Raw genomic sequence first — 20,714 nt, 5'->3', positions numbered from 1 at the left:
GATTGCCTTGCCGCGGCAAGATCGACGGCCAAACAGACCTCATTGTACGCGGCCGGGCATTCCGCGGAGAAGGCTAAAAGGCCGGTCCGCCGCGCAAGAACCACTCCCGGCCCGCCGCCAGCGCGAACAGCGCGCTCGCTGCCGCCGCGTCGCCCAGCGCCATGAGCTGCCAGCACCGCGGCCATTCGATGACGCCCGCCAGCGACAACGCAGCCACGCCCAGCGCGGCGATGTGAATTGTCCGCAGTCGCAGCGGCTTGGGCACCGCGAAGATCAGATCGAGGTCGTAGGCCGTGAGATTGATGCCCGCGGGTGGTTCGCCGAAATACATGGGTCGTTTCTCGCTGGATGGGGAGCATGGCCTTCCTAGGCCGCCACGTCGTATGCTGGACGGCCTGGCAAGGCCATCCTCCGTGCGTTAGTCGGTCGGTTTTTGCCCCGGTGTACAATCCTCGGGAGGCGTTGGGCCGGATGGTTCGCCAAAAGGCATGTCGAACAAACCTTCCAGCGGCGTGCCCGAAAGCTCGTGCCAACGCTCGATCTGTTCGGTACTCAGCAGCGCCAGGACCTTCGCCAGGGCCTGTTGGAAATCGCGCAGCTTCGGCCGGCGGGGATGGGATCCTCTGTCCGGCGCCCCACGATCGTGCAGACCGTGATCCTGCAGCCCATGCTCCGGAGGTCCATGGTCGCGTGGCCCGCGGTCTGGCGGCCCATGGTCCTGCGGACCGTGTCTGTGATCATGCGGCGGTTCGCGCTCGAACAGCTCGCGTTCGATCTTGCGAATCGCCAGGCGTTGCCCTCGCGTCAGCTCCAGCGCGGCCACCACCTCCGGTTCTTTGAAGGCCCACAAACCTTGCGCCTGCAACGCGAGCTGCCGCAACCGCTCGCGCTGCTCGGCGCTGAGCACCCGTTCGACCGAACGTTCGCGCCCTTCGGCCAGCGCGATGAAACGTTGACGCCGGCCCTCTTCGTCGAGCGCTTCCAGCTCCGATCGCAAATCACTCACCTCTTCGTCCCAGGTGTGCAACAACTCGGCGGTACGTTGCTCCTGCTGCTCGTCCAATCGCAGTTCTTGGATCACAATCGGCTTGCGCAAGAGCGTGGTTTGCGTGTTGCGGCGCAATAACTCCAACTCGCGCAAAATGCCCTTCACGCGCTGTTCGACGGTCGTCAGATCGGCCTGCGATGCTTCGTCGCCGCGCCGCTCTTCGATAAAGTCCTGATAGAATCCCAAGGCGGTTTGCAACATCCGCTTGCGGGTCTGCACCATTGAGAACTTGTCGGCCAGTTCGTCCTCGCTCACCTCCACCAGCACGTCGACGGCCTGCCGCGCCTGACGGAACAAGTCTTCCGCCTCGTTCGCCCGTTGTTTCTCGCGGCCCAGCGCGTCGGCCGTTTTCTGTTGTTCATGGGCGATCATCCGATTGCTGACCGACAGCGCCGCCAGGCTGTCGGCCGTCTTCTGCTGTTCACGGGCAATCATCCATGTGCTGACCGAAAGCGCCACCAGTCCGCCGGCCAACAGCAGCACGCCGGCGACGACGATGGACGGATGCCGGCGAGACCATTTGCGCAGGCGGTCGACCACGGTCGGGCGGCGCGCCAGGATGGGGCGGTGATCGAGAAACCGCCGCAGGTCTTCGGCGAACTCGGCGGCCGACGCATAGCGCTCGCCGGGCGTCTTGCGCAGCGCCTTGAGCACGATCGTTTCCAGCTCGACCGGTATGGCCCGGTTGATCTGACGCGGCGCTTTCGGCTCGCCGTGCAGAATCTGGTAGAGCAGCTCGTGCCTGGTTTCGCCTGAGAACACCGGCTCCAGCGTGAGCAGCTCGTAGAAGGTCGCCCCCAGCGAATAGAGGTCGGTGCGGTGGTCGATGGCCGTGCGTTGGCCGCTGGCCTGCTCGGGACTCATATAGCGGAACGTGCCCACCAGGTCGCCGGTGCGCGTCAAGCTGGCCTCGGCCTGAAACAGGGCCAGCCCGAAGTCGGCCACCCAGAGCGTGCCGGAAGGGTCGATCATCAGGTTCGCGGGCTTGATGTCGCGATGCACGATGCCGACCTGGTGGGCGTGCTCCAGGGCATCGGCCGCCTGCAGCATCAGCCGCGCGAGCTTCTGATAATGGTCGCCGCCGCGCGCGGCGCGGGCGGTGATGCTGAGCGAGGCGCCGGCGGTCGAGCGGAGATATTCGTTCTTTGTCGCCAAGGGCACAACGCCGCCCAGATAAGGACCAGTCGCCGAGACTCCGGCTGCACAACTGGCTGATTTGGGGCTGGCTGATTTGGGGCTGGCCGATTTGACTTCGGGCTCGGCCGAAGCCAGTCCGGCCTGCTCGCGCATCTGGCGGATCAAAAGCGCCATCGAGTGCCCTTCGATGAGCTGCATGGCGTAGAAGTGAACGCCCCGCTCGCAGCCCACGGCATAAATCGGCACGATATTGGTGTGGTGCAAGAGGGCCGCGGCCTGGGCTTCGTTCTTGAACCGCTGCAATTGGCGGGCGTCGAACGTGGCGGCGAACGGCAACACCTTCAATGCCACGCGGCGGCCGAGCGAAAGCTGCACCGCCTCGTAGACCACTCCCATACCGCCGCGGCCCAGCTCGCGAATGATCTGAAAGTCGCCCAAGGCCCGCGGCGCCGGCTCGTTGGCGGCCGCGCGGTCCGCGCCCGCCGACGAAGAGCGTGGCCCCGCCGCGCGCACCAGCTCCAGGCCGTCGAGACACTGCCCGACGGCGACCGCCAACTCGGGATAGCGACTGACATAGCCGCGCCGATCGGGCACGCGGCCGAGATCGAGCTCGGCCATATATTCTTGCACGACGGCCAGCACGCGCGGATCGTCCAGTACGTCGCCGGTTGCGTTTGCGGGCGAGCTGGGTGGATCGACTTCGGTGTGGCTATTCTCCAGTTCACTCATACAACCTCCGGCAGGGTCTGCTTCAAGCTGGCCAGGGCGCGCACCCAAAGCTTTTGCACGCTATCGACGGTGCGATCCATGCGACGGGCGACTTCCGGAAACGTCAGTTCTTCGAAGTGCCGCAATACGACCACCTCGCGGTAATCGGGCGGCAGCCGCGACAGCGCCTGGGCCAGCAGCACGCCTTGCTCGCGCGCGGCCACGTGCTGGCTGGGCGTGCTTTGCAGGGCTAAAAAGCCGCGGTCGATGGCCCGCGACGATTCATCCAGGTTGACGTTCCAGGCCCGCTCTCGCCGCAGGTCGCGGCCTTGCGTGCCCAGGTAATGCCGCACGAGGTTGCAGATTCTGCCCGAAAGGATCTCGCGCAGCCAGGCGGCGAATTCCGGTTCGCTCTGGCCGCGGAAGAGGGCGAAATTGCGGTGCGCCTCCAAGAACGTCTCCTGAACGAGGTCGGCGGCATCGACCTTGGTTTGCAGCCTTCGCCCCAGCTCGACCCTGGCCAGCAGCTCCAAGTAGGCACGGTAGCTTTCCAGCAGCTCGCCGCGCGCAACGTCGGAGCCTTGTTTGGCTTGCAGCAGCAGTTCGAGGGGATTGGCGAGCATGGCGTGGCGGCGGTTTCGGCCCTGCTCTTATAGTAACGGCCGAGGCCCCAACCACGCCGCTCGTTTTCGGGCATCTATTCGTTGACGGCGCGGGAGTAGTATTCGTCGGTGGCGGCGATACTGGCGATGAGCGACTCGTTGGTCGTCATGCCCGACTGGAAGTCGACCAGCCATTGATCGAGCTCGCCCAACGAGGGATTGCGGCCGAGAAGCGCCTGATAGGTGTGGTCGATTTGCGTCGTGCGGTCTTCGGAGCTCGTGGCGAAACCAATCGCCACATCGAACGCGCTCTCGCCCGCGGCGAGCCGCCCGACCCAATAGCTTTCGCCGCCGCCGTCGGCCGGGCGGCCGAGAACGAGGCGATAGAGCGCGTCGACGTAGCCGACATTGGTGTTGCCGGCGTTGATATAGAATTCGGCGGACGACGCCAGGGAAGCGGCCAGACCTTCATCGGTCAGCCCGGCGTGCATCTGAGCGAGCCAATAGGTGATGCCGCCGGGATCCGCGTCGCGGCCCAGGTACTTTTCGTAGGCCGGACGAATGACGAAATTCGTCAGGTACTCGTCGGAAGAAAGTAGCGCCGTCGAGACGACCGACAGAGGAGCCCCGGCGTCGAGCAAGCCCGACCAGAACTGCAGGCCCTGCGAGTCGACAAACCGGTGCAAGATGTCTTCGTACATTTCGGCCACGTAATAGTCGTTGGCCGAAGCGGTCGCGGGGTTGGGAACCGGCAAGACCGGTTTCAGCACGGTCACGGGCAGCGTCGCCGTGGCCCGCGACGCGCCGTCGGTCACCGTGACGGTGACGGTGTAGGAACCGGTTTCGGTCCAGGTGTGCGTGCCGAGCGCGGCGCCCGCGCCGCCGCTGACGAATTGCGTGACCGTGCCCGGGCCGCTGGTGCCGTCGCCCCAATTGATCATCACCTGCGTGTTGCTGTCGACGAACGAGATGCTGGCCAAGGCGTTGTCAGGCGCCTCCAGGGGCGTCCATTCCTTCCAGATCAACGGCTGGGTGCTGAGCGTGACCGGAGGCAAGCTCACCGTCAGCGTGTCTTGGACGGTCACGTCGGCAGCGGTGTCGTGATGGATGGTTACGCCGACTTCGAAGCTGCCGGCCTGAGTGAAAACGTGGCTTCCCTGCACGCTGAAGCCGCTGCCGTCGGCCTTCGCCACGATGCTGCCGGGTGACGTGGTGCCGTCGCCCCAGTTGATGGTGGCCGCATAGTCGCCCGGCGACTCCGTGCCGGCCGGATCGCTGAACACGGCCAGCGTTTGCGGACCGAACTGACGGAACTCGACGGCCGAATACGCATAGCCGCCGTTGGCCACCACCGGCTGATCGGTCACGGCCGCCGTGCTGGTGACGGCGACGGTGGGGGCCGCTTCGTGGCTGATGGTCACCGCGATGGGGTACGAGCCCTCTTCGGCATAGGTGTGCTGGCCGCTGACGGTGAACACGTCCGAGATCGGATTCACGGAAAGGGTGCCGGCCGATGTGGCGCTGCCGTCGCCCCAGTCGATGGTGGCCGAGTATTCGTTCAGCGGCGCCACGCCGCCGGGATCGACGAACGTGGCGACCGTCTGAGGCGTCGATTGAAGGGCCTCGGTGGCGGCGAAGGCGTAGTTGCCGGTGGGAACGACCGGCGGGTCGCTGACCGTGATCGCCGTCAGCACCGCCGTTTCGGGAGCGGTGTCGTGGTAGAGGTTGATGGTGGCCGTCTGCAAACCGCCCACGCGGTAGTTGTGCGTGCCCGTCACCGTGAACTCGCCGTTGGTCAGCGACACGCTGCCCGGCGTGGTGATGCCGTCGCCCCACGCGATTTCGGCGGTGTAGTCCTCAAGGGCTTCGATGCCGCCCAAGTCGGTAAACGTGGCCATGGGCACGTTCACCAGCGGGACCCCTTCCGCCGCGCTGAACGACGCCGAAGCGGTTAGTTGCAAGGGGGCGTCGGAAATGCTGGCGCTGCTGGCCACCGTGACGGGCAAACTCGCGCCGTGATTCAAAACGACGCTGATGGGAGCGAGATTGGTGGTGACGCCATTCAGCGTGATCGTGGGCGTCTCTTCGGTGAAGGCGTGAGACCCGCTGACGGTGAAGACCGGTACGATCGTGCCGTCCACATTGCCCTTACCAAGCGTGATCGTGCCGGCCGAGGTGATCGGCTGATTGGTGATCGGATCGGTGCCCCAGACGATCGTCGCCGAATAACTCGAGAGAGGCTCCGGTCCAGCCGGATCGGTGAAGGTGGCCACCGTTTCGTTGAAGGCAACGTTCATGTTGTTTTCAATGCCGGTGTAATTATAGCCGCCCGTGCCGACCACCGAAGGATCGGAGACAATCGCGCTGCTGGTGGCGCTGGCCGCCGGCGCGCTATCGTGCGAGACGGTGACGGTCAGGGTGTAGGAACCGTCTTCGGCATACACGTGGTCGCCGCCGCCCGTCACCGAAAAATCGTCGGCCAGCGGATTGAAGGCGATGGTGCCGGCCGTGATGCTGCCGTCGCCCCAGGCGATTTTGGCCGAGTAATCGCTTTGCGGGTCCTCGTTGCTGCCGGGATCGCTGAACGTGGCCATGACCTGTTGCGAGGGCGTGGCTGCTTCGGCGGCGGTGAACGTGGCTCCGCCGGTCACGTTCACGGCGGGGTCGCTGACCGTGACCGCATCGGTGCCTATTTTTGGCGTATCGGTGCCGTGGGTGACGGTGATCTGGATCGATTCCGGCCCTTCTTCGCTGTAGGTGTGCGTGCCCAGCACCGCGAACGTCGTGTTTTGCGACGTGCTGACGACGTCGGCGGTGTTGGTGGTGCCGTCGCCCCAGTTGATGGTGGCGGCAAAGTCGGCCGGTCCCAGACCGCTGCCGGGATCGACGATGATGTCGGCCAGGGCTTGTTCGGCGACGGGCGCGCCTTCCACGGGCGCAATGACGATGGGCGCCACGTTCCAGGCCAATAGTTCTCGCTCTTCCAGCGGTTCATAACGGAGCGGCCGCGCGGCCAGCGCCGGGCCGTTGGGGCCTGACAGGGCGTTCCGCGGTCGGCGGCGAGGGCGCGGCGGGACCGCTTTGGACGGGCGAAATCGCATCAACATCTCCACGAGTCGCTATAATAGGTCGGCAAAACCATAGTAAATAGGGGTTGCAACGAACACAAGTTTTTTGCGCGAAAATCGGTGTTATGCCGCCTCCGCCTCGCTTCGCCGCCGAACAGGCACGTCGGAACCGGGCCCGCGACGGGCACTGGCAAGCGTCGGCCAACCATCGTAATCGCGTCAGCGAGTGCCTTCTCTCCCTGACCCACGGGACGCCGGGCCGGCTTTGCCTGCTCGGCGCCGGCAACGCCAACGATCTCGATTTGCCGCGGCTGCTGGCCGCCTACGGCGAGGTACACCTGGTCGATCTCGACACGGAAGCCCTCCAGCGGGGCGTGGCGCGGCAGCTTCCCGACCACGACCGCCGAAAACTCCGCCTGCACGGCGGGACCGACGTCACGGGCATCTGCGATGCGTTGGAAACACTGAACGGCCGGCTTACGCAGCCATCTGCCGAGCTTGAAAAGCTGATTCAGGACGCCGCCGACCCGGTGTTACCGTTCTTGCCCGGCCCGTTCGACGTGGTGGCCTCGGTGGGGACCATCAGCCAATTGATCGACGCGGTGGTGCAGGCCGTGCCGGCAACGGCTCCGCACTTCATGGATCTGCTGTTGAGCGTTCGTTCGGGACACCTGCGGCTGCTGGCCCGCTTGACCGCGCCAGGCGGCCGGGGGCTGCTGATCACCGACTTCGTGTCATCAGCCACGGTGCCGGAGCTGGCCACGCTGGCCGAGGCGGAGCTGGCACCGCTGGCCGAGCGACTGGCGGTCGAGCGGAACTTTTTTCACGGTCTGAATCCGCTGCTGGTGCCGATGCTCTTTTCTCAAGACCCGGTTTTACGGCCGTTGATCGCCGGCACGCGGCACCAAGGATACTGGCTTTGGGACCAGCAATCGCGGATGTACGCCGTGCTGGCGGTGGAATTTGAGCGCTCGGCGGCGTTGTGTAGAATTGTGTCGGAGGTCGAGCATGACCGCGAAATTGAGTGAGGACCGAGCGGATAAGTCGCTATTCACGAGGAGGCTTCGGGAGATTCTTTGATCGAACTGACTGCGGAACAGCGGCAGGCGTTTCGGGAACAGGCGGCGCAAGCATTGCCGTTGCCTAACGGAGCCGCATTAATGCCCCGCGCCGAACTCCGTGCCAATAAGCTCCGCGACGCCCTCGATCACCACGGGCGTCCCGACCGCGGGGCCGCTGTGAATCACCGCCAGGTCGTCCGTGACAAACGGCACCTGCACGCGGCGGCGGACAAACTTATGGTCGCCCGTCTTCACGTAGACCCAATAGCCGCCATAGATGTCGATGTAGACCGCCGACCAGGGGATGACGAGGCTCTCTTCTTCGCTCCGCAGGGCCAGTCCGACGTTCAGCCGTTGGCCCGGACGCAACTCGCCGTTGGAGTTGGCCAACTGATAATAGAGATCGACCGTGGCGGCCTGCGCGTCGGCGGTGGGTGGAGCGCGCACCGGTTCGGCCGCCCGCGCCTTGGCGGCCACGTCGCCAAAGTGCCACACGCGGGCAGGCTCGTGATCGGCGATCGAAGCCACTTCGCCCGCATAAATCGGCACTTTGATCCAGATCGGATCGTAGTCCATCACCTCGAACAACGGCGCGCCGGCCGGCACAATCTCGCCCACGGTGGCATGCTGCACGCGCACGTAGCCGTCGCGTGGCGAAACAATCGGGATCGGCGTGGCATCGCCCGCTTCGGTATCGAGCCGGATCTTTTCCAACAACGCCACCCGCTGCTCGGCCGCGGAGTGCGCCTTCTCCGCCAACTCGAGCTGGGCCTTGGCCGCGTCGACGGTCGCGACCGTGCCGGCCTGCCCTTTGAGCAGCCGTTCCGCACGGTCCAGGTTGATCTTCGCCGCGTCGACCTGCGCCTGGGCCTGCTGAAGCAGCCCGTCGGCGTCGACTTGCGCCTGCGAAAGCTGCAAACGCGCTTGGGCCACCGAAATCCGCTCGGCCGGCGTGAGCACGTCCCGTTCGGCGGACAGCAACGGCAGCAGCAGAAAGACCGGCTGATTGCGACCGACGTGCGTGCCGACTTCCGGCACGCTCCCTTCCGAAACGGACTCGAGCGTGCCGCCGATCGGCGCCGAAACGGTAATCGAGGCGCCGGTCGGTAGCACGACCTCGCCGCCGTACGTTCGCCTTCGTCGCACCGCGCGTCGCTCGACGGTCGCCGTTTGAATGCCCAGCCGCTCTTCAGCTTCGGCCGTCAGCTCGATCGTGTTCAGATCGCCTTCGCTGGCGGCGTGCGACGATTTGGCCGGCGGGGCCGGTTTGGTCGGTGCCGCCGTTGAGGGATGGCAGCCCGCAATCGCCACACCGGCCAAGAGGACCGGCACGCACCTACGATACTTCTTGAGGCGGTCGTTGACGCAAATCATTCGTTTTATGACCCTTCCATCGAAAACGTGTGTACCGTCGTCTGCCGATAGGTCTCGCCGGGCTTGAGCACCGTCGAGGGAAACTTCGGCTGATTGATCGCGTCGGGATAGTGTTCGGCCTCCAGGCAAAAAGCGTGGTGCTGCCGGTAGACGGCGCCGCGCGACTGGATGGAAGCGTCGAGAAAATTGCCCGTATAAAGCTGGATGGCCGGCTCCGTGGTGTAAATCTCCATCACCCGTCCGCTGGCCGGCTCTCGCAGCCGGGCGGCCAGCGTCAGCGCGCCGGGCGGTTCTTGGTTCAGGACGTAGCAGTGATCGTAGCCCTTCGGTTCGCCCGGCACCCGGTCCATCCGCGAGCCGATCTCCATCGGCTTGGTGAAATCCATCGGCGTCCCCTTGACGCTCTTCAGCTCGCCGGTCGGAATCAGGTTGGCGTCGACCGGAACATAACGGTCGGCATGGATCTCGAGTACGTGCCCGAGCACGTCGCTTTTGCCGCCGTCGGCCAGGTTCCAGTAGGTGTGGTTGGTCAGGTTGATCGGCGTGGCTTTGTCGGTGGTGGCCGTGTAGTCGATCTTCAGCTCGTTTTTGTCGGTCAACGTGTAGGCGACGGTCACCGAGAGCTTGCCCGGATAGCCTTCGTCGCCGTCGGGGCTGACGTGCGAGAGCCGCACGCCCACCGCGCCGGGCTTGTCGATCGGCTCGGCCGTCCAAAGGGCCTTGTCGAAACCTTTGAGGCCGCCGTGCAGATGGTTCGGGCCGTTGTTCGTGGCCAGCTTATATTCGACGCCGTCAAGCGTGAAGCGGCCCTTGGCGATGCGGTTGGCTACGCGCCCGCAGGTGGCGCCGAAATAGGGATGGCCCGCCAGATAGGGTGCCAGCGTGTCGAAGCCGAGAGTGACCTCGCCCGGCTTGCCGTTTTTGTCGGGCACGCGAACCGACGTGAGGATGGCCCCGTAATTGATGATCTTGACGGTCAGGCCGTGGTCGTTGGTCAGCGTAAACTGATCGACCTGCCGGCCGTCGGGCAGGCTGCCGAAGGGCGATTTGCTGACCGACATTTTTCCCTCCGCTGCGCCGCCGCTCAGCACTGCGGCCGTACACAGAACGATGACGAGTTGCTTCATCACGATGCTCTCCTGAGTTGGGCGCGTCCCAGTGTAGCAGACGAAAGGGAATGGTTACAGGTGAGAGGATGAGGCATGGTGGGCTTTCGACGGACTGCCCACGTAAGGCCGGGCCCCGGTGCCGCCGAAACGAGCGCTGGCCCAGCGACGAAGGCGATAGGCGTTGGGCGTTAGGGAAGCCATTGGAAGATCGTGCCTAACGCCCAACGCCTATCGCCTAATGCCGTCACCATGGAAAAGGGCCTGGCCGAAGGCCTCGAGAAGGGTCGGGAAGAGGGCCTGTTGGCGGGCATTGAGGTGGCGTTGAAACTTCGCTTCGCCGCCGAGGGGCTGGCGCTCATGCGCGACATCCGACAGATCCAAGACGCGAATTTGCTGGAGCAAGTTCTGGCCAGCATCGAACAGGCCGACACTCCGGAAGCCGTGGGGCACGTTTGGGCGAAGCGTTAATCGCCCTGCTCGACACACGGTCCACCGCGCGGTGGAAGCCAGCGACCACAGCAAGCCAGCCTGTCGATGTCGCCCAGCTCGCCGACCCAAGGTTGTGGCCGGTCTCGCCCGTCTCCGCTTCGCAGCCTGTAAAATGGCACGCGGCTGCCGTCCTCTCGCGGGCCGGTTGTTTGCCAGGATTGCTTGGTCCCGCCGACAGCTTCACGCTCGGTCACCCCGCTACGGTAGATCCAATTCGGCTTTGAGGCAGGCGTCGATCTGACGCAAAAGAGCGGGTGGCATGTCTCCGATTTTCGCGATGATAAATCGCTGATCGAAGGTCAGCAAGTTCTCGCACTGGATCATTGAATTCTGGCGCAAGCCCGTTTGACTGCCTTCTGCCGTGGAGATATCCACGAAAAGCTGCGTCGCGGACGCACGATGCGTCGAGCGACTGACTGCCGCCAAGATGGTGTCGGTGATGTGGTGGTTGAGGATGTCGGCCTGCACGACAAGCGCGGGACGCACTTTGCTGCCTCGGCGGTCGGTGAACGGGTAGTCGACGAGCACGACGTCGCCGCGGTTAACGCTCATGACGCTCGGCGCGGGTCAAGCTCGTCATAGATGTCCATCTCGGGATCGTCCCAGCCCGCGCGGCGCCCGAATTGCTGGAGCTGATAGAGCCGCTCCTGCTGGCTAATGGGATCTTCTTCGAAGAGCGACTTGAACCGGTCGTACACCTCGGCCCGCAGCAGCACAAAAGTGGCGGCCTGCGTCGGATCCTGGACACGCACAGGCACCTCGGTGCCCTTTTGGACATCGGCCCATTGCTGTTCGGTCAAGAGAATTGGCATTGAAGCGTCTCCACCGCCAATCGTGGCGGTTACTGCAGCCGATGTCAAGCCAGCTTGCAAATGGCCGATTTCGACAGCGCGTGGAAAGAAACGCTCGACACCTTATTTGAGCCGTTACCCCTACAAATGCTTGACCGCGCGAATTCGGGAAGTTACCCTGGCGCGGAGAGATCAGCTTTCCCGCTGTTGGCCCTTCGTGCGACGTTGAACCGCGGGGCCAACGGCCCGCGCGGAGCGGAACCCGCGAACAGATGACCCCGCTGACGTCGAACGCACGGCCGGCCATCATTGGCGATGCCACGCCCGCGGGCGCCATTTGCCGCCGGTTCAACGAGCCGGCGGTGCGGTGGGGGCCGGCTGGGCCAAGCTAGGAAGGTCCGGGAACTCCAATTGTAAATTGGACCGCCCGGACCTTCCTGAATCGGCCCCGCCGGTTGGCATCTCTGTTGAGGTGTATGGGAGATTTAATCCCCTCTTTATTGAAAGGATGCAGTGTTATGATGCGATTGCGTACAAAGCGCGACCGGCTGGTACTCGAGACGCTGGAACATCGGCTCAACCTCTCCGGTGGTGTTTCAGGCGGTGGTCCGCCCCCGATTGGTGGTCCGCCGACATCGTTCCCGACGGTTCCCGGCGTGGTCGGTCACGTGGAATTCCCGCCTGCGATCATGGGCTCTCCAGCCTTGCCGCCCATTCAGAACGCGCCCGGTTTGCCCGGCAACGTCCAGTTCCCGACCAACGTCGACCTGTCGGCCGCCCAGAATCTCACCTACGCCCTGGCCGGCGAGTTCGCCACCGGGCACGCTGCCGATGCGGCATTTGCCGGTTTGAGCAGCGACGTGGTTCACGGTAACCACGAGAAGTTCAGCTTCGACATGCACGACGGCGCCGACTTCATGCGCGTCACCGAGATGATCAAGACCGATGCCAAGACCGGCCAGGTCGACGCCATCCGCCTCAACGTGGTCGAGGAGGAAGGCACGACGCTGCTGGCGTACCGGCTGGTGGAGACTCCCAACCGGGCACAGTTCGGCTTCGTGGAGGTCAACCCCACCGCCGTGGATGTCATTTTGGCCAGCGCCAATGACTCCAACCCGAACGACCCGGACCAGAGTCTGTTCGAGGTCACCATCGGCCCCGGCGGCGTCGACGTGTATCACTCCCACTCGTAGCGCTCTCTCGGTCCGGGTAGCTACCCGCGCTTCCGTGTTTCCAGTGCTTCCGCAAGCCGTATGGCTGTCGCCGCTTTCCCGCAGCGCTCCAACGGCTTGCCGGTCAACCAAGGAAGGGCAAGCAAGACACCCAGGCGTTGGCCTCGGTGGGCGACCAGCGGTCCTTGGATCGGGTTGCCAAGGAAGAGGGCGAAGCCAATCGAGGCCCACGAAGCCGCGCCGTCTAACCGGCGGTGACGCTCGACCAGTCGAAGGCGGCGTGTTGGCTGCCGCTGACGCGAAGGAAGACACCCATAGTCTATCTAGATCGAACGGGGTGGAGCAATCCTGCTAAACGACCCGCTACGCGGAGCCGTTTCGCGTGCCGCGTGAGGTAGGAGTAATCCCCATACAGGACTACGAAGCTCGCGCCGTCTTGCCGGCGGTGACGCTCGACCAGTCGAAGGGGGCGTCTTTGGTGCGGCGGTATTCATCACCTGGTAGCCGCCGATCGTGTGCTCCCAGACGTTGATCGGCACGTTCCGCCAATAGGCGCAGTTGTTGTCTTAGGGCACTGGATTGCCCGTATTCTCGTCGAGGCGAATCCGGATCAGGTGGCCCGGATGCAGATGATCGAAGTCGCCGTCGGTCGTGAGCAGCGTCATACGAGAGAGCTTGGCCACCGCAGCGATCCAGACGTCGTTCTTGCCCATCGGCCGGCCGAGTCGGTTGCTCAGGTCGTCGAGTTCGCCGTAGGCATCGAGGACCGATGGACGGTTGATGTCCACCCATACCACTTCCCCGAGCAAGTGCTGCAAGCGAGCCAGGCGGCTTTGCCCCCAATTCCATTTTCTCGCCAACGAATACATTTCGCCGACAGTTACCACGCAGATGATCGAGCGATTGAGCCCGCCGTGCAAACCGAAGTGGGCCTCGATCGCCTTGCCGACCGCCTTGCCGCGAATCAGGTGAACGAGAATGTTCGTGTCGAGCAGGTAGCCCGCAGGCGCCGCGGAGGCCATCAACTCAGTTCCTTCAGTGCCGCCGCGATCTCGTCATCGCTCTCGTCGCCCGGCCATTGGCCAAGGATGGCCGACACACCACGCTTGTGACGCTGCTCATGCAGAACCTCATCAACATCCAAGCGTTCGCGGGCCAGTCGCGGGGCCGCCGAGAAGAAGCGGCCGTCGTCTCCCGAAAGGTTGACCTCGTCGGCGTCGATCCTCAGCAAGTTGCCAGAAGGTCCGTACATCGCCGTGCCGAGGACAAGTACTCGCTCGCCGATCAGCCGGGAGACGACCGCCGTGTCGCCTGCGACCAATTCGACCCCGGCCTGCCGCCCGTCATCCAGAACGAGGTCGAAGGCATGCGTGCCGGCAGGAATCATCGCCAGCCTGCCGACGAGGCGCACTCGCTGGGGCATCGGCGTGTTGGCAGAAACCTCATCACGGCTGCTTTCGCCCGTCGGTTCAACCGATCGCACATCGACACGCACCTGGCAGTGCTCAGGGAAATCGACGGGCTCGACGGGCCGGAAGACGCCGTTCTCAAAAATGGCTGAAAACGTCTTCATCATGCGGGACATTCACCCAGGAGCAGGAAACAGGACATAAAAACACGGCAACCCGAAGGCGGCTCCTCAACCGAGCCTCCAAAAGAATCTTCGGCCAACTGCGGGAGAAAGTCAATTCCGATCGACGATCACGAAGCTGCGCAGGTTGGTGACCAGCACGATGCCGTAGGTCTTCAGGTATCCGGCCACTTGCGGGCTGTCGGCGACGGCCATCTCGTCGGGCTTCGTACCCTTGACCTCGATGGCGCCGCGGCTGGGAGTTGGCCGGGCTTCGGCTCGCCGGCCGATGGCCGCTGAAACTGGTCGGCGGTGTCGAGCCCGCCGTCGGGGATGCCGGTGCCCTGATTGCGCGGATGAAGGTTGCAGCGGACCTTGGGTCTCAGCGTGCGGCCGACGGCGGTTTCGCCAAGGGTTATCAGCCGCTGATTCTCACGGATGAAACACGGATAACGCAAATCCGAGTTTGATCTGTGTTTCATCCGTGCGTTGTACAGATTCATCCGGCACGTTGGAGTCACGGGGCCCGTAAGGCCACTGGTCGCGGCCGCTGGCGCGGATCCAGGCTTCCTCCCGGCTTCTCTCTTCGCTCGGCGACCTTCTCGCGGTTCGTTTATTCCATTCCGCTACCCCTCACTTCCGCCGCATGGCCCGCGCGATGTCGCGTTGGACCGTCGACTTTTTGATCTTCTCGCGCTTGTCGTGAAGTTTGCGGCCACGGCAAATGCCCATCAGCAGCTTCACGCGGCCCTGTTTGAAGTACATCTTCAGCGGCACCAGCGTGAGGCCCTGTTCGTAGGCCCGGTTGGCGAACTTGCGGATTTCGCGGCGGTGCATGAGCAGCTTGCGCGGGCGGCGCGGGTCGTGGTTGAAGCGGTTGGCCTGGGCGTATTCGGGAATATCGCAGCCCAGCAACCAGACTTCGCCCCCTTTCACGCGGCCGTAAGCCTCTTCCAGCGAAAGCTTGCCCGTGCGCAGGCTCTTCACCTCGCTGCCCACCAGCACGACGCCGCACTCCAGCGTCTCGAGCACGTCGTACTCGTGACGCGCGCGGCGGTTCTGGGCCACGACACGCTCGTTGTCGTGCTCGGCATCGCGTTTCGTTTTGCTCTTGTCGCTCTTTGCCGTGGCTCTGCTCCTTTCTCGAACCTTGCTCTTTCACCGGCCCGTTCAGTATAACCCGTGAAGCTAACCATGACTGCTCCCCTGATTCGCCTCCACATTCACGACCATGCGGGCACGGTGATTTTGAACCGCGCCGAGAAGCGGAATGCGCTGAATCGCGCCATGCTGGGCGAGCTGCAAGAGGCTCTCGGCGATCTGCACCTCGAACGCCGGGTGCGGGCGGTCATTCTGACAGGGGCGGGCCCGGCGTTTTGCGCCGGCATGGATTTGCAGGAGATGCTCGACACCAGCCGCGAGGAAAACGCCCGCCAGCGCTGGCAGGACGACGCCGATCTCTATCGCGACCTGCTGGAACTGCTGTGGCGTTTTCCGAAGCCGCTGATTGCCGCGGTGAACGGGCCAGCACTGGCCGGCGGCGCGGGCCTGGTGCTCGGCTGCGATATCGTGATCGCCTCGCGGGAGGCGAAGTTTGGCTTGCCCGAACCGCGCCGCGGGATTGTGGCCGGCCTCGTGGCGCCGCTCCTCGCCTTTCGCTTGGGAGGCGGACAGGCGGCGAGGCTCTTGCTTTCGGCCGAAACGATCGACGCCAGCGAAGCGCACCGCATTGGACTGTTTCACGAGTTGGCGGAGCCCGACCAGCTTTGGCCGCGCGCCGTGGCGATGGCCGCCGAATGCGCCCGCTCTTCCAGCGAGGCGTTGCAGCTCACCAAGCGGCTCTTGAACGAAATGATCGCCGAGCACCTGCCTATGCTGCTCACCGCCGGCGCCGCGGTGAGCGCCACCGCGCGGACCACCGACGCGGCCGCCGAAGGGCTGGCCGCGTTTTTGGAGAAGCGCGAGCCGAAGTGGCAGTAGGCCATTACAATTTTGGATTTTGGATTGGCGGAATCAAAAATCCAAATCGAGTGGGCCGGCGCTCGTCCCGGCGCGCCGGGGCTTGCCCCACCTTACGTTTGGCAGCACTCAAAAGCTGCGAGGCACCTTGCCCGTCGCGGCTTTCCGCCGGGCGCGGCTGATGAGCAGGTAGTTCGAGCCTTCGTATTCCGTCACGGTCCCGGTGACCAACCATTCCACCGAGTCGGGGCTGGCCGCGATGATCTTGGCGACGCGTTCCAAGTTCAAGTTTTCCAGTCCGGCATAATTCGTTCCGTCGACGGCGACGAACGTGGCCCGGTTTCCGGCCAAGGTGAAGCGCCCCGGCTCGTCGTGCAGTTGCGTCCCCTCTCTGCGAAGCCGAGGCTTGGAGGCGCCGGGCGTGGCCTGGGGTCCACCTGACTCGTCGGCCACCAGTCGTAGCGCGCAGACGCCGCCTGCCGCCAGCGCGATCAGCAAGGCGAGCAAGGGCATGAGTCGATGAGGAGACGGTAGTCTAGCCTGCATGTGGCACCTGCCCGCTAGTGCTGCGGCTCCGCGCCGGGCGGCTTCATCGCCAAGGCGTGCAGGATCAGGACCGACCCGATCGACATCAGCGCCCAACCCAACGATTGGGGCGGTTTAATCACCTTCCGCGGCATCGGCGTCACGCCTTGCAGCATGGGCCGAATGCTCATCATGCCCTCGCTCGACGGCTGGTTCAGCATCCGCGTCGTTTGCTCGTTGAGCACGAACGAATCGACCAACCGGAGCTGGATGCCCAGCAGCACGAGTACCACGCCCGCCATGAAATAATGGTTACGATTCAGTTCCATTCGAGGCACCTGCTGCCGGACAACCACTGGCCTGTTTCTTGCATATCGTGCTGGGCGGCCAGGACTCTCCAGGGCACGTCCGCGGATAACGGTTATGATGGACCTTCGCTACGCAACGCTTTGGCGATTGCTTCGCGTGCTGCTTCGCATCCTGTACCGCTTCGGCGTGCGCGGGAGGGAACACCTTCCGCGGCGTGGGCCGGCCCTGTTAGTCGCCAATCACGTCACGTTTATCGACGGAGTTCTGCTCTTGGCGGCGTCGCCGCGGCCCATCCGCATTCTGGCGAAGGCCAGTTTCGTCGAGTCCTGGAAAGTGTCCTGGCTCTGCCGCATCGCCGGTGTGGTGCCGATGCGGCCGGGTCCCAAAGCACTGGCCGAAACCCTTCGTGTTGCCCGTGAGGCGCTCGGCAAGGGCGAGCTGGTCTGCATGTTTCCCGAGGGCGGGATTACGCGTTCGGGCCAGTTGCGGGGGTTCAAACGCGGGTTTCTCGCTCTGGCCGGGCAGACCGGCGTGCCGATTATTCCGGTATACCTGGAAGGGCTGTGGGGAAGTATCTTTAGTTTTTCGGACGGTAAGTTCTTCTGGAAATGGCCGCGCCGTTGGCGGCGTTCCGTGTCGGTCTGGTTTGGCCCGCCGTTGAGCCACGTCGGCGAACCGGAGATCGTTCGCCGCACCGTGGCCGAATTAGGAGTCATCGCCTTGCGAGAGAGTCGCGAACATTCGTTGGTCTTGCCGCGTGCCATGCTGCGAGAGTGCCGCAGGAGCCTGCGCCGCGCGAAGCTGGCCGATACCAGCGGGCAAGAGATGACCGGGGGATCGCTGTTGATGCGTTCGCTGATTCTGCGGCGGCTGCTGTTGCGAAATGTGTTGGCCCAGGACGAAAAGAACGTCGGCCTGATCCTGCCGCCTTCGGGCGGCGGCGTGCTGGCCAACGCCGCGCTGGCTTTGGCGGGCCGCGTGGCGGTCAACCTGAACTATACCGTCTCCTCGACGGTGATGAACTCCTGCATCCGCCAGGCCGGCATCCGGCACGTGCTCACCAGCCACCGCGTGATGGAAAAGCTGCACTATGAACTCGAGGCCGAACCGGTTTTTCTGGAAGAGCTTCGCGAGAAGGTGACGCTGGCCGACAAACTCTCGGCCGCCGTCGCCACCTACGCCACGCCGCTCCGGCTGCTCGAACGGCTTCTGGGGCTGACGCGCCTGACGCCCGACGACCTGTTGACGATCATTTTCACGTCGGGTTCGACGGGCGAACCCAAGGGCGTGATGCTGACGCACCGCAACGTGGCCTCGAACGTCAACGCCTTCAATCAACTCGTCCATTTGTCGGACAACGACGTGCTGGCGGGCGTGCTCCCCTTCTTTCACTCCTTCGGCTATACGGCGACGATGTGGACCGCGCTCACGCTGGCTCCCAAAGGGGTGTATCACTACGACCCGCGCGACGCCCGGCACGTGGGCGAAATGTGCGGCAAGCACCAGGCCACCATCATGATCGCCACGCCCACGTTTCTGCGGTTCTACCTGAAGCGCTGCCAGCCCGAAGATTTCGCCGCGCTCGACGTCGTGCTGGCCGGCGCCGAAAAACTTCCCAAGGAGTTGTGCGACGCCTTCGAGGAGCGGTTTGGCGTGCGGCCGCTGGAGGGCTATGGGACGACGGAGCTGTCGCCGGTGGTGGCCGTGAACATTCCGCCCAGTCGGACCACGGACAAGACGCAGGTCCTGGCCAAAGAGGGAACGGTGGGCCGGCCGCTGCCCGGCGTCGCCGCCAAGATCACCGACCCGGAATCGGACCAGGAGCTGGGCGTCAACCAGCCGGGCATGCTCTGGATCAAAGGCCCCAACGTGATGGCCGGCTACTTGGGCCAGCCGGAAAAGACCGCCCAGGTGATTCGCGACGGCTGGTACAAGACGGGCGACCTGGCCTCGATCGACGAAGACGGCTTCATTCGCATCACCGGGCGTGAGAGTCGCTTCTCGAAACTGGGCGGCGAGATGGTGCCGCACCTGAAGATCGAGGAGACGATCCAGAAGATCATCGGCGCGGGCGAAGACGAGTTGAAAGTGGCGGTGACGGCCGTGCCCGACGAGCGTAAGGGCGAGCGGTTGGTGGTGCTGCACACGGGCCTGGACAAATCGCCCGAAGCGGTCTGCAAAGAGCTTTCGCAGGCCGGGCTGCCGAACCTCTGGATTCCTTCGCCCGACAGTTTTCATCAGGTTGCGGAGATACCGGTGTTGGGGACGGGCAAAGTGGATTTGAAGGCGTTGCAGACGTTGGCGATCAAAGAGTTCGGGGGCACAGGCGGATGACGTGCTCGATGGACGCCAAACGCCGGAACTGGTTGACGGGACCACCTTCGTAGCGGAGAATTCCAATATGAATACCGATACGACACCGATCTTGGATGCGGACACGCAAGCTCTTATGGATCGCATTGTTCACGGTACCCCATTACCGCCGGACGTATACCAACGTATCCAAGAGCGGGGCGATCAGCTTACTGAGGAGATTCGCCAGAAGTATGGGACCATCGAGATTGCGGTCGATCTTATCCGTGAAATTCGTGACGAGGAATGAAGTACGTCCTCGATTCCTCCGTCGCATTGAAATGGGCACTTCCCGAGCCAGACACGGCAAAAGCGCTTCAACGGCGCGCTGATTGCCGCAACGGCGTCCATGAGCTGATCGCCCCCGATTTTTTCCCGATCGAAGCCGCCCACGCGCTCACGCGGGCGGAGAGACAGCGGCGCATTCCACAGGGTATCGGCTGGTTCCTGGTCATCGCGGGGACGAGATGCCCTGATAAAACTGACTTAACGGAAAGTCATATCGCCGAGATGCAGTTACACAAACCATCATGGGAAAGGATGATTCGGGCCGTGGAAAAAGTCCGCGACCGCACGCTGCGCGCCGCGCGTGCTTTGGAAGCCGCCGGCGTTCCCTATGCCGTGGCCGGCGGCAACGCGGTGGCCGACTGGGTCTCGCGCGTCGATGAAGCCGCCGTCCGAAATACGCGGGACGTAAATATCGTGCTGCGACGATCGGATCTCGAACGCGCCATCACGGCCATGGGCCAGGCCGGCTTCGTCTATCGCCATGCGGCCGGTATCGACATGTTTCTCGACGGACCGAACGCCAAGGCCCGCGACGCGGTGCATGTGGTGTTCGCCGGTGAAACGGTGCGCGAGGCCGACTTGCAGCCGGTGCCCGACGTCAGCGAAAGCGTGGCCAGCGATCAGTTTCAAGTCGTCACTCTCGAGGCTCTCGTGCGGATGAAACTGACCTCCTACCGGCGAAAAGACCAGGTGCATTTGCTCGACATGCTTGATGTCGGCCTGATCGATCGCACCTGGCTCGGCCGGCTGCCCGCGGCGCTGGCCGCGCGGCTTCAAGAACTGCTCGATCAGCCCGACTAATGCGTCTCGGCTACAACACCAACGGCCTCGCTCGTCACAATCCGTTTGGCGCGGTGAGAGTCCCTGTAATACGTCGTAAAACACGGGCGTCGGGAACTTGGGCGGCTTTGGCTGATGGATCGCACGAGAACACCATGATCAGCGGAACGTCGAGCCGCCAGGGGCCGATGCCCCAGGTCGGCGGGCGTATGGTTTTGCTGAATGCCGGCGTTTCATGTTCCACCAGCCAGCGATCGCGCGAGCTCCAAAAGGTGGGCCGGCGCTGAATGACGCGCCAGCGATAGCGGCCCGGCTCGCCGGGCCGCCAGCCGCGGCGCAATGTTCCCCATTGCCGCATCAGCACCAGGTTGT

At 64.1% G+C, this 20,714-nt stretch carries 20 protein-coding genes and 1 pseudogene; 7 read left to right on the top strand and 14 right to left on the bottom strand.

Annotated features, from left to right (window positions below):
• Positions 1-73: 73 nt before the first annotated feature.
• From VNH11_00705 to VNH11_00690, 4 genes are all read right to left on the bottom strand, one after another.
• Positions 74-331 carry a hypothetical protein gene (locus VNH11_00705; GenBank protein HVA44878.1) on the bottom strand — a complete coding sequence of 86 codons (258 nt, stop codon included), beginning with the start codon at positions 329-331 and terminating at the stop codon, positions 74-76.
• Between the two features lie 87 nt (positions 332-418).
• The gene (locus tag VNH11_00700; GenBank protein HVA44877.1) at positions 419-2,914 is read right to left on the bottom strand and encodes a protein kinase; all 2,496 of its coding nucleotides are present in this window, start codon (positions 2,912-2,914) and stop codon (positions 419-421) included.
• A complete protein-coding gene (locus VNH11_00695) occupies positions 2,911-3,516 on the bottom strand; it encodes a sigma-70 family RNA polymerase sigma factor (protein ID HVA44876.1) in 606 nt (201 codons plus the stop codon). Before VNH11_00695 ends, VNH11_00700 begins: the two co-directional genes overlap by 4 nt.
• A 74-nt stretch (positions 3,517-3,590) precedes the next feature.
• Positions 3,591-6,596 (bottom strand): DUF4214 domain-containing protein, encoded by a 3,006-nt coding sequence (locus VNH11_00690; GenBank protein ID HVA44875.1) that lies wholly within the window; start codon positions 6,594-6,596, stop codon positions 3,591-3,593.
• Positions 6,597-6,688: 92 nt separating this feature from the next.
• Between VNH11_00690 and VNH11_00685 the strand changes: the two genes are divergently transcribed.
• A complete protein-coding gene (locus tag VNH11_00685; GenBank protein HVA44874.1) occupies positions 6,689-7,591 on the top strand; it encodes a class I SAM-dependent methyltransferase in 903 nt (300 codons plus the stop codon).
• 129 nt (positions 7,592-7,720) lie between these two features.
• Here VNH11_00685 and VNH11_00680 read toward each other — a convergent pair whose 3' ends face one another.
• Both VNH11_00680 and VNH11_00675 read right to left on the bottom strand, forming a co-directional pair.
• On the bottom strand, positions 7,721-8,998 hold the full coding sequence (locus VNH11_00680) for an efflux RND transporter periplasmic adaptor subunit (protein ID HVA44873.1): 1,278 nt from the start codon (positions 8,996-8,998) through the stop codon (positions 7,721-7,723).
• Positions 8,999-9,003: 5 nt separating this feature from the next.
• Complete coding sequence (locus VNH11_00675) at positions 9,004-10,125, bottom strand: aldose epimerase family protein (protein HVA44872.1); 1,122 nt, start codon at positions 10,123-10,125, stop codon at positions 9,004-9,006.
• Between the two features lie 192 nt (positions 10,126-10,317).
• Between VNH11_00675 and VNH11_00670 the strand changes: the two genes are divergently transcribed.
• Positions 10,318-10,575: a hypothetical protein gene (locus VNH11_00670; GenBank protein ID HVA44871.1), complete on the top strand. Its 258-nt coding sequence runs from the start codon at positions 10,318-10,320 to the stop codon at positions 10,573-10,575.
• Between the two features lie 219 nt (positions 10,576-10,794).
• Here the strand turns inward: VNH11_00670 and VNH11_00665 are convergent, their stop codons facing one another.
• Both VNH11_00665 and VNH11_00660 read right to left on the bottom strand, forming a co-directional pair.
• Entirely contained in the window at positions 10,795-11,148 is a 354-nt protein-coding gene (locus tag VNH11_00665; GenBank protein ID HVA44870.1) for a type II toxin-antitoxin system PemK/MazF family toxin, read from the bottom strand.
• Entirely contained in the window at positions 11,145-11,408 is a 264-nt protein-coding gene (locus VNH11_00660) for a hypothetical protein (protein HVA44869.1), read from the bottom strand. The genes VNH11_00665 and VNH11_00660 overlap by 4 nt, the downstream gene beginning before the upstream one ends.
• A gap of 497 nt (positions 11,409-11,905) precedes the next feature.
• Here VNH11_00660 and VNH11_00655 point away from each other — a divergent pair, with 497 nt between their 5' ends.
• Positions 11,906-12,580: a hypothetical protein gene (locus VNH11_00655; GenBank protein ID HVA44868.1), complete on the top strand. Its 675-nt coding sequence runs from the start codon at positions 11,906-11,908 to the stop codon at positions 12,578-12,580.
• A gap of 545 nt (positions 12,581-13,125) precedes the next feature.
• On the opposite strand, the gene VNH11_00650 is transcribed toward VNH11_00655, so the two are convergent.
• The 3 genes and pseudogenes from VNH11_00650 to smpB all read right to left on the bottom strand — a co-directional run bounded on the left by VNH11_00650 (position 13,126) and on the right by smpB (position 15,212).
• On the bottom strand, positions 13,126-13,581 hold the full coding sequence (locus VNH11_00650) for a PIN domain-containing protein (GenBank protein ID HVA44867.1): 456 nt from the start codon (positions 13,579-13,581) through the stop codon (positions 13,126-13,128).
• Entirely contained in the window at positions 13,581-14,135 is a 555-nt protein-coding gene (locus VNH11_00645; GenBank protein HVA44866.1) for an antitoxin family protein, read from the bottom strand. Before VNH11_00645 ends, VNH11_00650 begins: the two co-directional genes overlap by 1 nt.
• Before the next feature lie 627 nt (positions 14,136-14,762).
• A pseudogene (gene smpB, locus VNH11_00640) lies at positions 14,763-15,212 on the bottom strand (SsrA-binding protein SmpB).
• Positions 15,213-15,323: 111 nt separating this feature from the next.
• Between smpB and VNH11_00635 the strand changes: the two are divergent.
• Positions 15,324-16,109: an enoyl-CoA hydratase/isomerase family protein gene (locus tag VNH11_00635; GenBank protein HVA44865.1), complete on the top strand. Its 786-nt coding sequence runs from the start codon at positions 15,324-15,326 to the stop codon at positions 16,107-16,109.
• 108 nt (positions 16,110-16,217) lie between these two features.
• On the opposite strand, the gene VNH11_00630 is transcribed toward VNH11_00635, so the two are convergent.
• Together VNH11_00630 and VNH11_00625 are read right to left on the bottom strand one after the other, a co-directional pair.
• Entirely contained in the window at positions 16,218-16,601 is a 384-nt protein-coding gene (locus tag VNH11_00630; GenBank protein ID HVA44864.1) for a hypothetical protein, read from the bottom strand.
• 47 nt (positions 16,602-16,648) lie between these two features.
• Positions 16,649-16,942, bottom strand: a complete 294-nt coding sequence (locus VNH11_00625) for a hypothetical protein (protein ID HVA44863.1) — start codon at positions 16,940-16,942, stop codon at positions 16,649-16,651.
• 94 nt (positions 16,943-17,036) lie between these two features.
• Here VNH11_00625 and VNH11_00620 point away from each other — a divergent pair, with 94 nt between their 5' ends.
• The 3 genes from VNH11_00620 (at position 17,037) to VNH11_00610 (ending at position 20,363) form a co-directional block, all read left to right on the top strand.
• A complete protein-coding gene (locus VNH11_00620; protein HVA44862.1) occupies positions 17,037-19,256 on the top strand; it encodes an AMP-binding protein in 2,220 nt (739 codons plus the stop codon).
• A gap of 67 nt (positions 19,257-19,323) precedes the next feature.
• Positions 19,324-19,524 carry a hypothetical protein gene (locus VNH11_00615; GenBank protein HVA44861.1) on the top strand — a complete coding sequence of 67 codons (201 nt, stop codon included), beginning with the start codon at positions 19,324-19,326 and terminating at the stop codon, positions 19,522-19,524.
• A gap of 302 nt (positions 19,525-19,826) precedes the next feature.
• On the top strand, positions 19,827-20,363 hold the full coding sequence (locus tag VNH11_00610; GenBank protein ID HVA44860.1) for a hypothetical protein: 537 nt from the start codon (positions 19,827-19,829) through the stop codon (positions 20,361-20,363).
• A 34-nt stretch (positions 20,364-20,397) separates the two neighbouring features.
• Here the strand turns inward: VNH11_00610 and VNH11_00605 are convergent.
• The coding region (locus tag VNH11_00605) for a hypothetical protein (GenBank protein HVA44859.1) at positions 20,398-20,714 on the bottom strand (317 nt) is incomplete at its 5' end.

It is taken from the genome of Pirellulales bacterium (assembly GCA_035533075.1).
In the GTDB taxonomy this organism is placed as follows: Bacteria; Planctomycetota; Planctomycetia; order Pirellulales; family JAICIG01; genus DASSFG01.
Note: the sequence above shows the minus strand (reverse complement) of the source record. Positions and strands in the feature narration are given on the sequence as shown.

What these genes read in the sequence shown, in the direction of transcription:
- VNH11_00625 (HVA44863.1), bottom strand. Translation starts at nt 16,942, where the DNA reads ATGGAACTGAATCGTAACCATTATTTCATGGCGGGCGTGGTACTCGTG.
- VNH11_00685 (HVA44874.1), top strand. Translation starts at nt 6,689, where the DNA reads ATGCCGCCTCCGCCTCGCTTCGCCGCCGAACAGGCACGTCGGAACCGG.
- VNH11_00630 (HVA44864.1), bottom strand. Translation starts at nt 16,601, where the DNA reads ATGCCCTTGCTCGCCTTGCTGATCGCGCTGGCGGCAGGCGGCGTCTGC.
- VNH11_00660 (HVA44869.1), bottom strand. Translation starts at nt 11,408, where the DNA reads ATGCCAATTCTCTTGACCGAACAGCAATGGGCCGATGTCCAAAAGGGC.
- VNH11_00675 (HVA44872.1), bottom strand. Translation starts at nt 10,125, where the DNA reads ATGAAGCAACTCGTCATCGTTCTGTGTACGGCCGCAGTGCTGAGCGGC.
- VNH11_00650 (HVA44867.1), bottom strand. Translation starts at nt 13,581, where the DNA reads ATGGCCTCCGCGGCGCCTGCGGGCTACCTGCTCGACACGAACATTCTC.
- VNH11_00690 (HVA44875.1), bottom strand. Translation starts at nt 6,596, where the DNA reads ATGCGATTTCGCCCGTCCAAAGCGGTCCCGCCGCGCCCTCGCCGCCGA.
- VNH11_00705 (HVA44878.1), bottom strand. Translation starts at nt 331, where the DNA reads ATGTATTTCGGCGAACCACCCGCGGGCATCAATCTCACGGCCTACGAC.
- VNH11_00665 (HVA44870.1), bottom strand. Translation starts at nt 11,148, where the DNA reads ATGAGCGTTAACCGCGGCGACGTCGTGCTCGTCGACTACCCGTTCACC.
- VNH11_00680 (HVA44873.1), bottom strand. Translation starts at nt 8,998, where the DNA reads ATGATTTGCGTCAACGACCGCCTCAAGAAGTATCGTAGGTGCGTGCCG.
- VNH11_00655 (HVA44868.1), top strand. Translation starts at nt 11,906, where the DNA reads ATGATGCGATTGCGTACAAAGCGCGACCGGCTGGTACTCGAGACGCTG.
- VNH11_00695 (HVA44876.1), bottom strand. Translation starts at nt 3,516, where the DNA reads ATGCTCGCCAATCCCCTCGAACTGCTGCTGCAAGCCAAACAAGGCTCC.
- VNH11_00615 (HVA44861.1), top strand. Translation starts at nt 19,324, where the DNA reads ATGAATACCGATACGACACCGATCTTGGATGCGGACACGCAAGCTCTT.
- VNH11_00700 (HVA44877.1), bottom strand. Translation starts at nt 2,914, where the DNA reads ATGAGTGAACTGGAGAATAGCCACACCGAAGTCGATCCACCCAGCTCG.
- VNH11_00635 (HVA44865.1), top strand. Translation starts at nt 15,324, where the DNA reads ATGACTGCTCCCCTGATTCGCCTCCACATTCACGACCATGCGGGCACG.
- VNH11_00620 (HVA44862.1), top strand. Translation starts at nt 17,037, where the DNA reads ATGATGGACCTTCGCTACGCAACGCTTTGGCGATTGCTTCGCGTGCTG.
- VNH11_00645 (HVA44866.1), bottom strand. Translation starts at nt 14,135, where the DNA reads ATGATGAAGACGTTTTCAGCCATTTTTGAGAACGGCGTCTTCCGGCCC.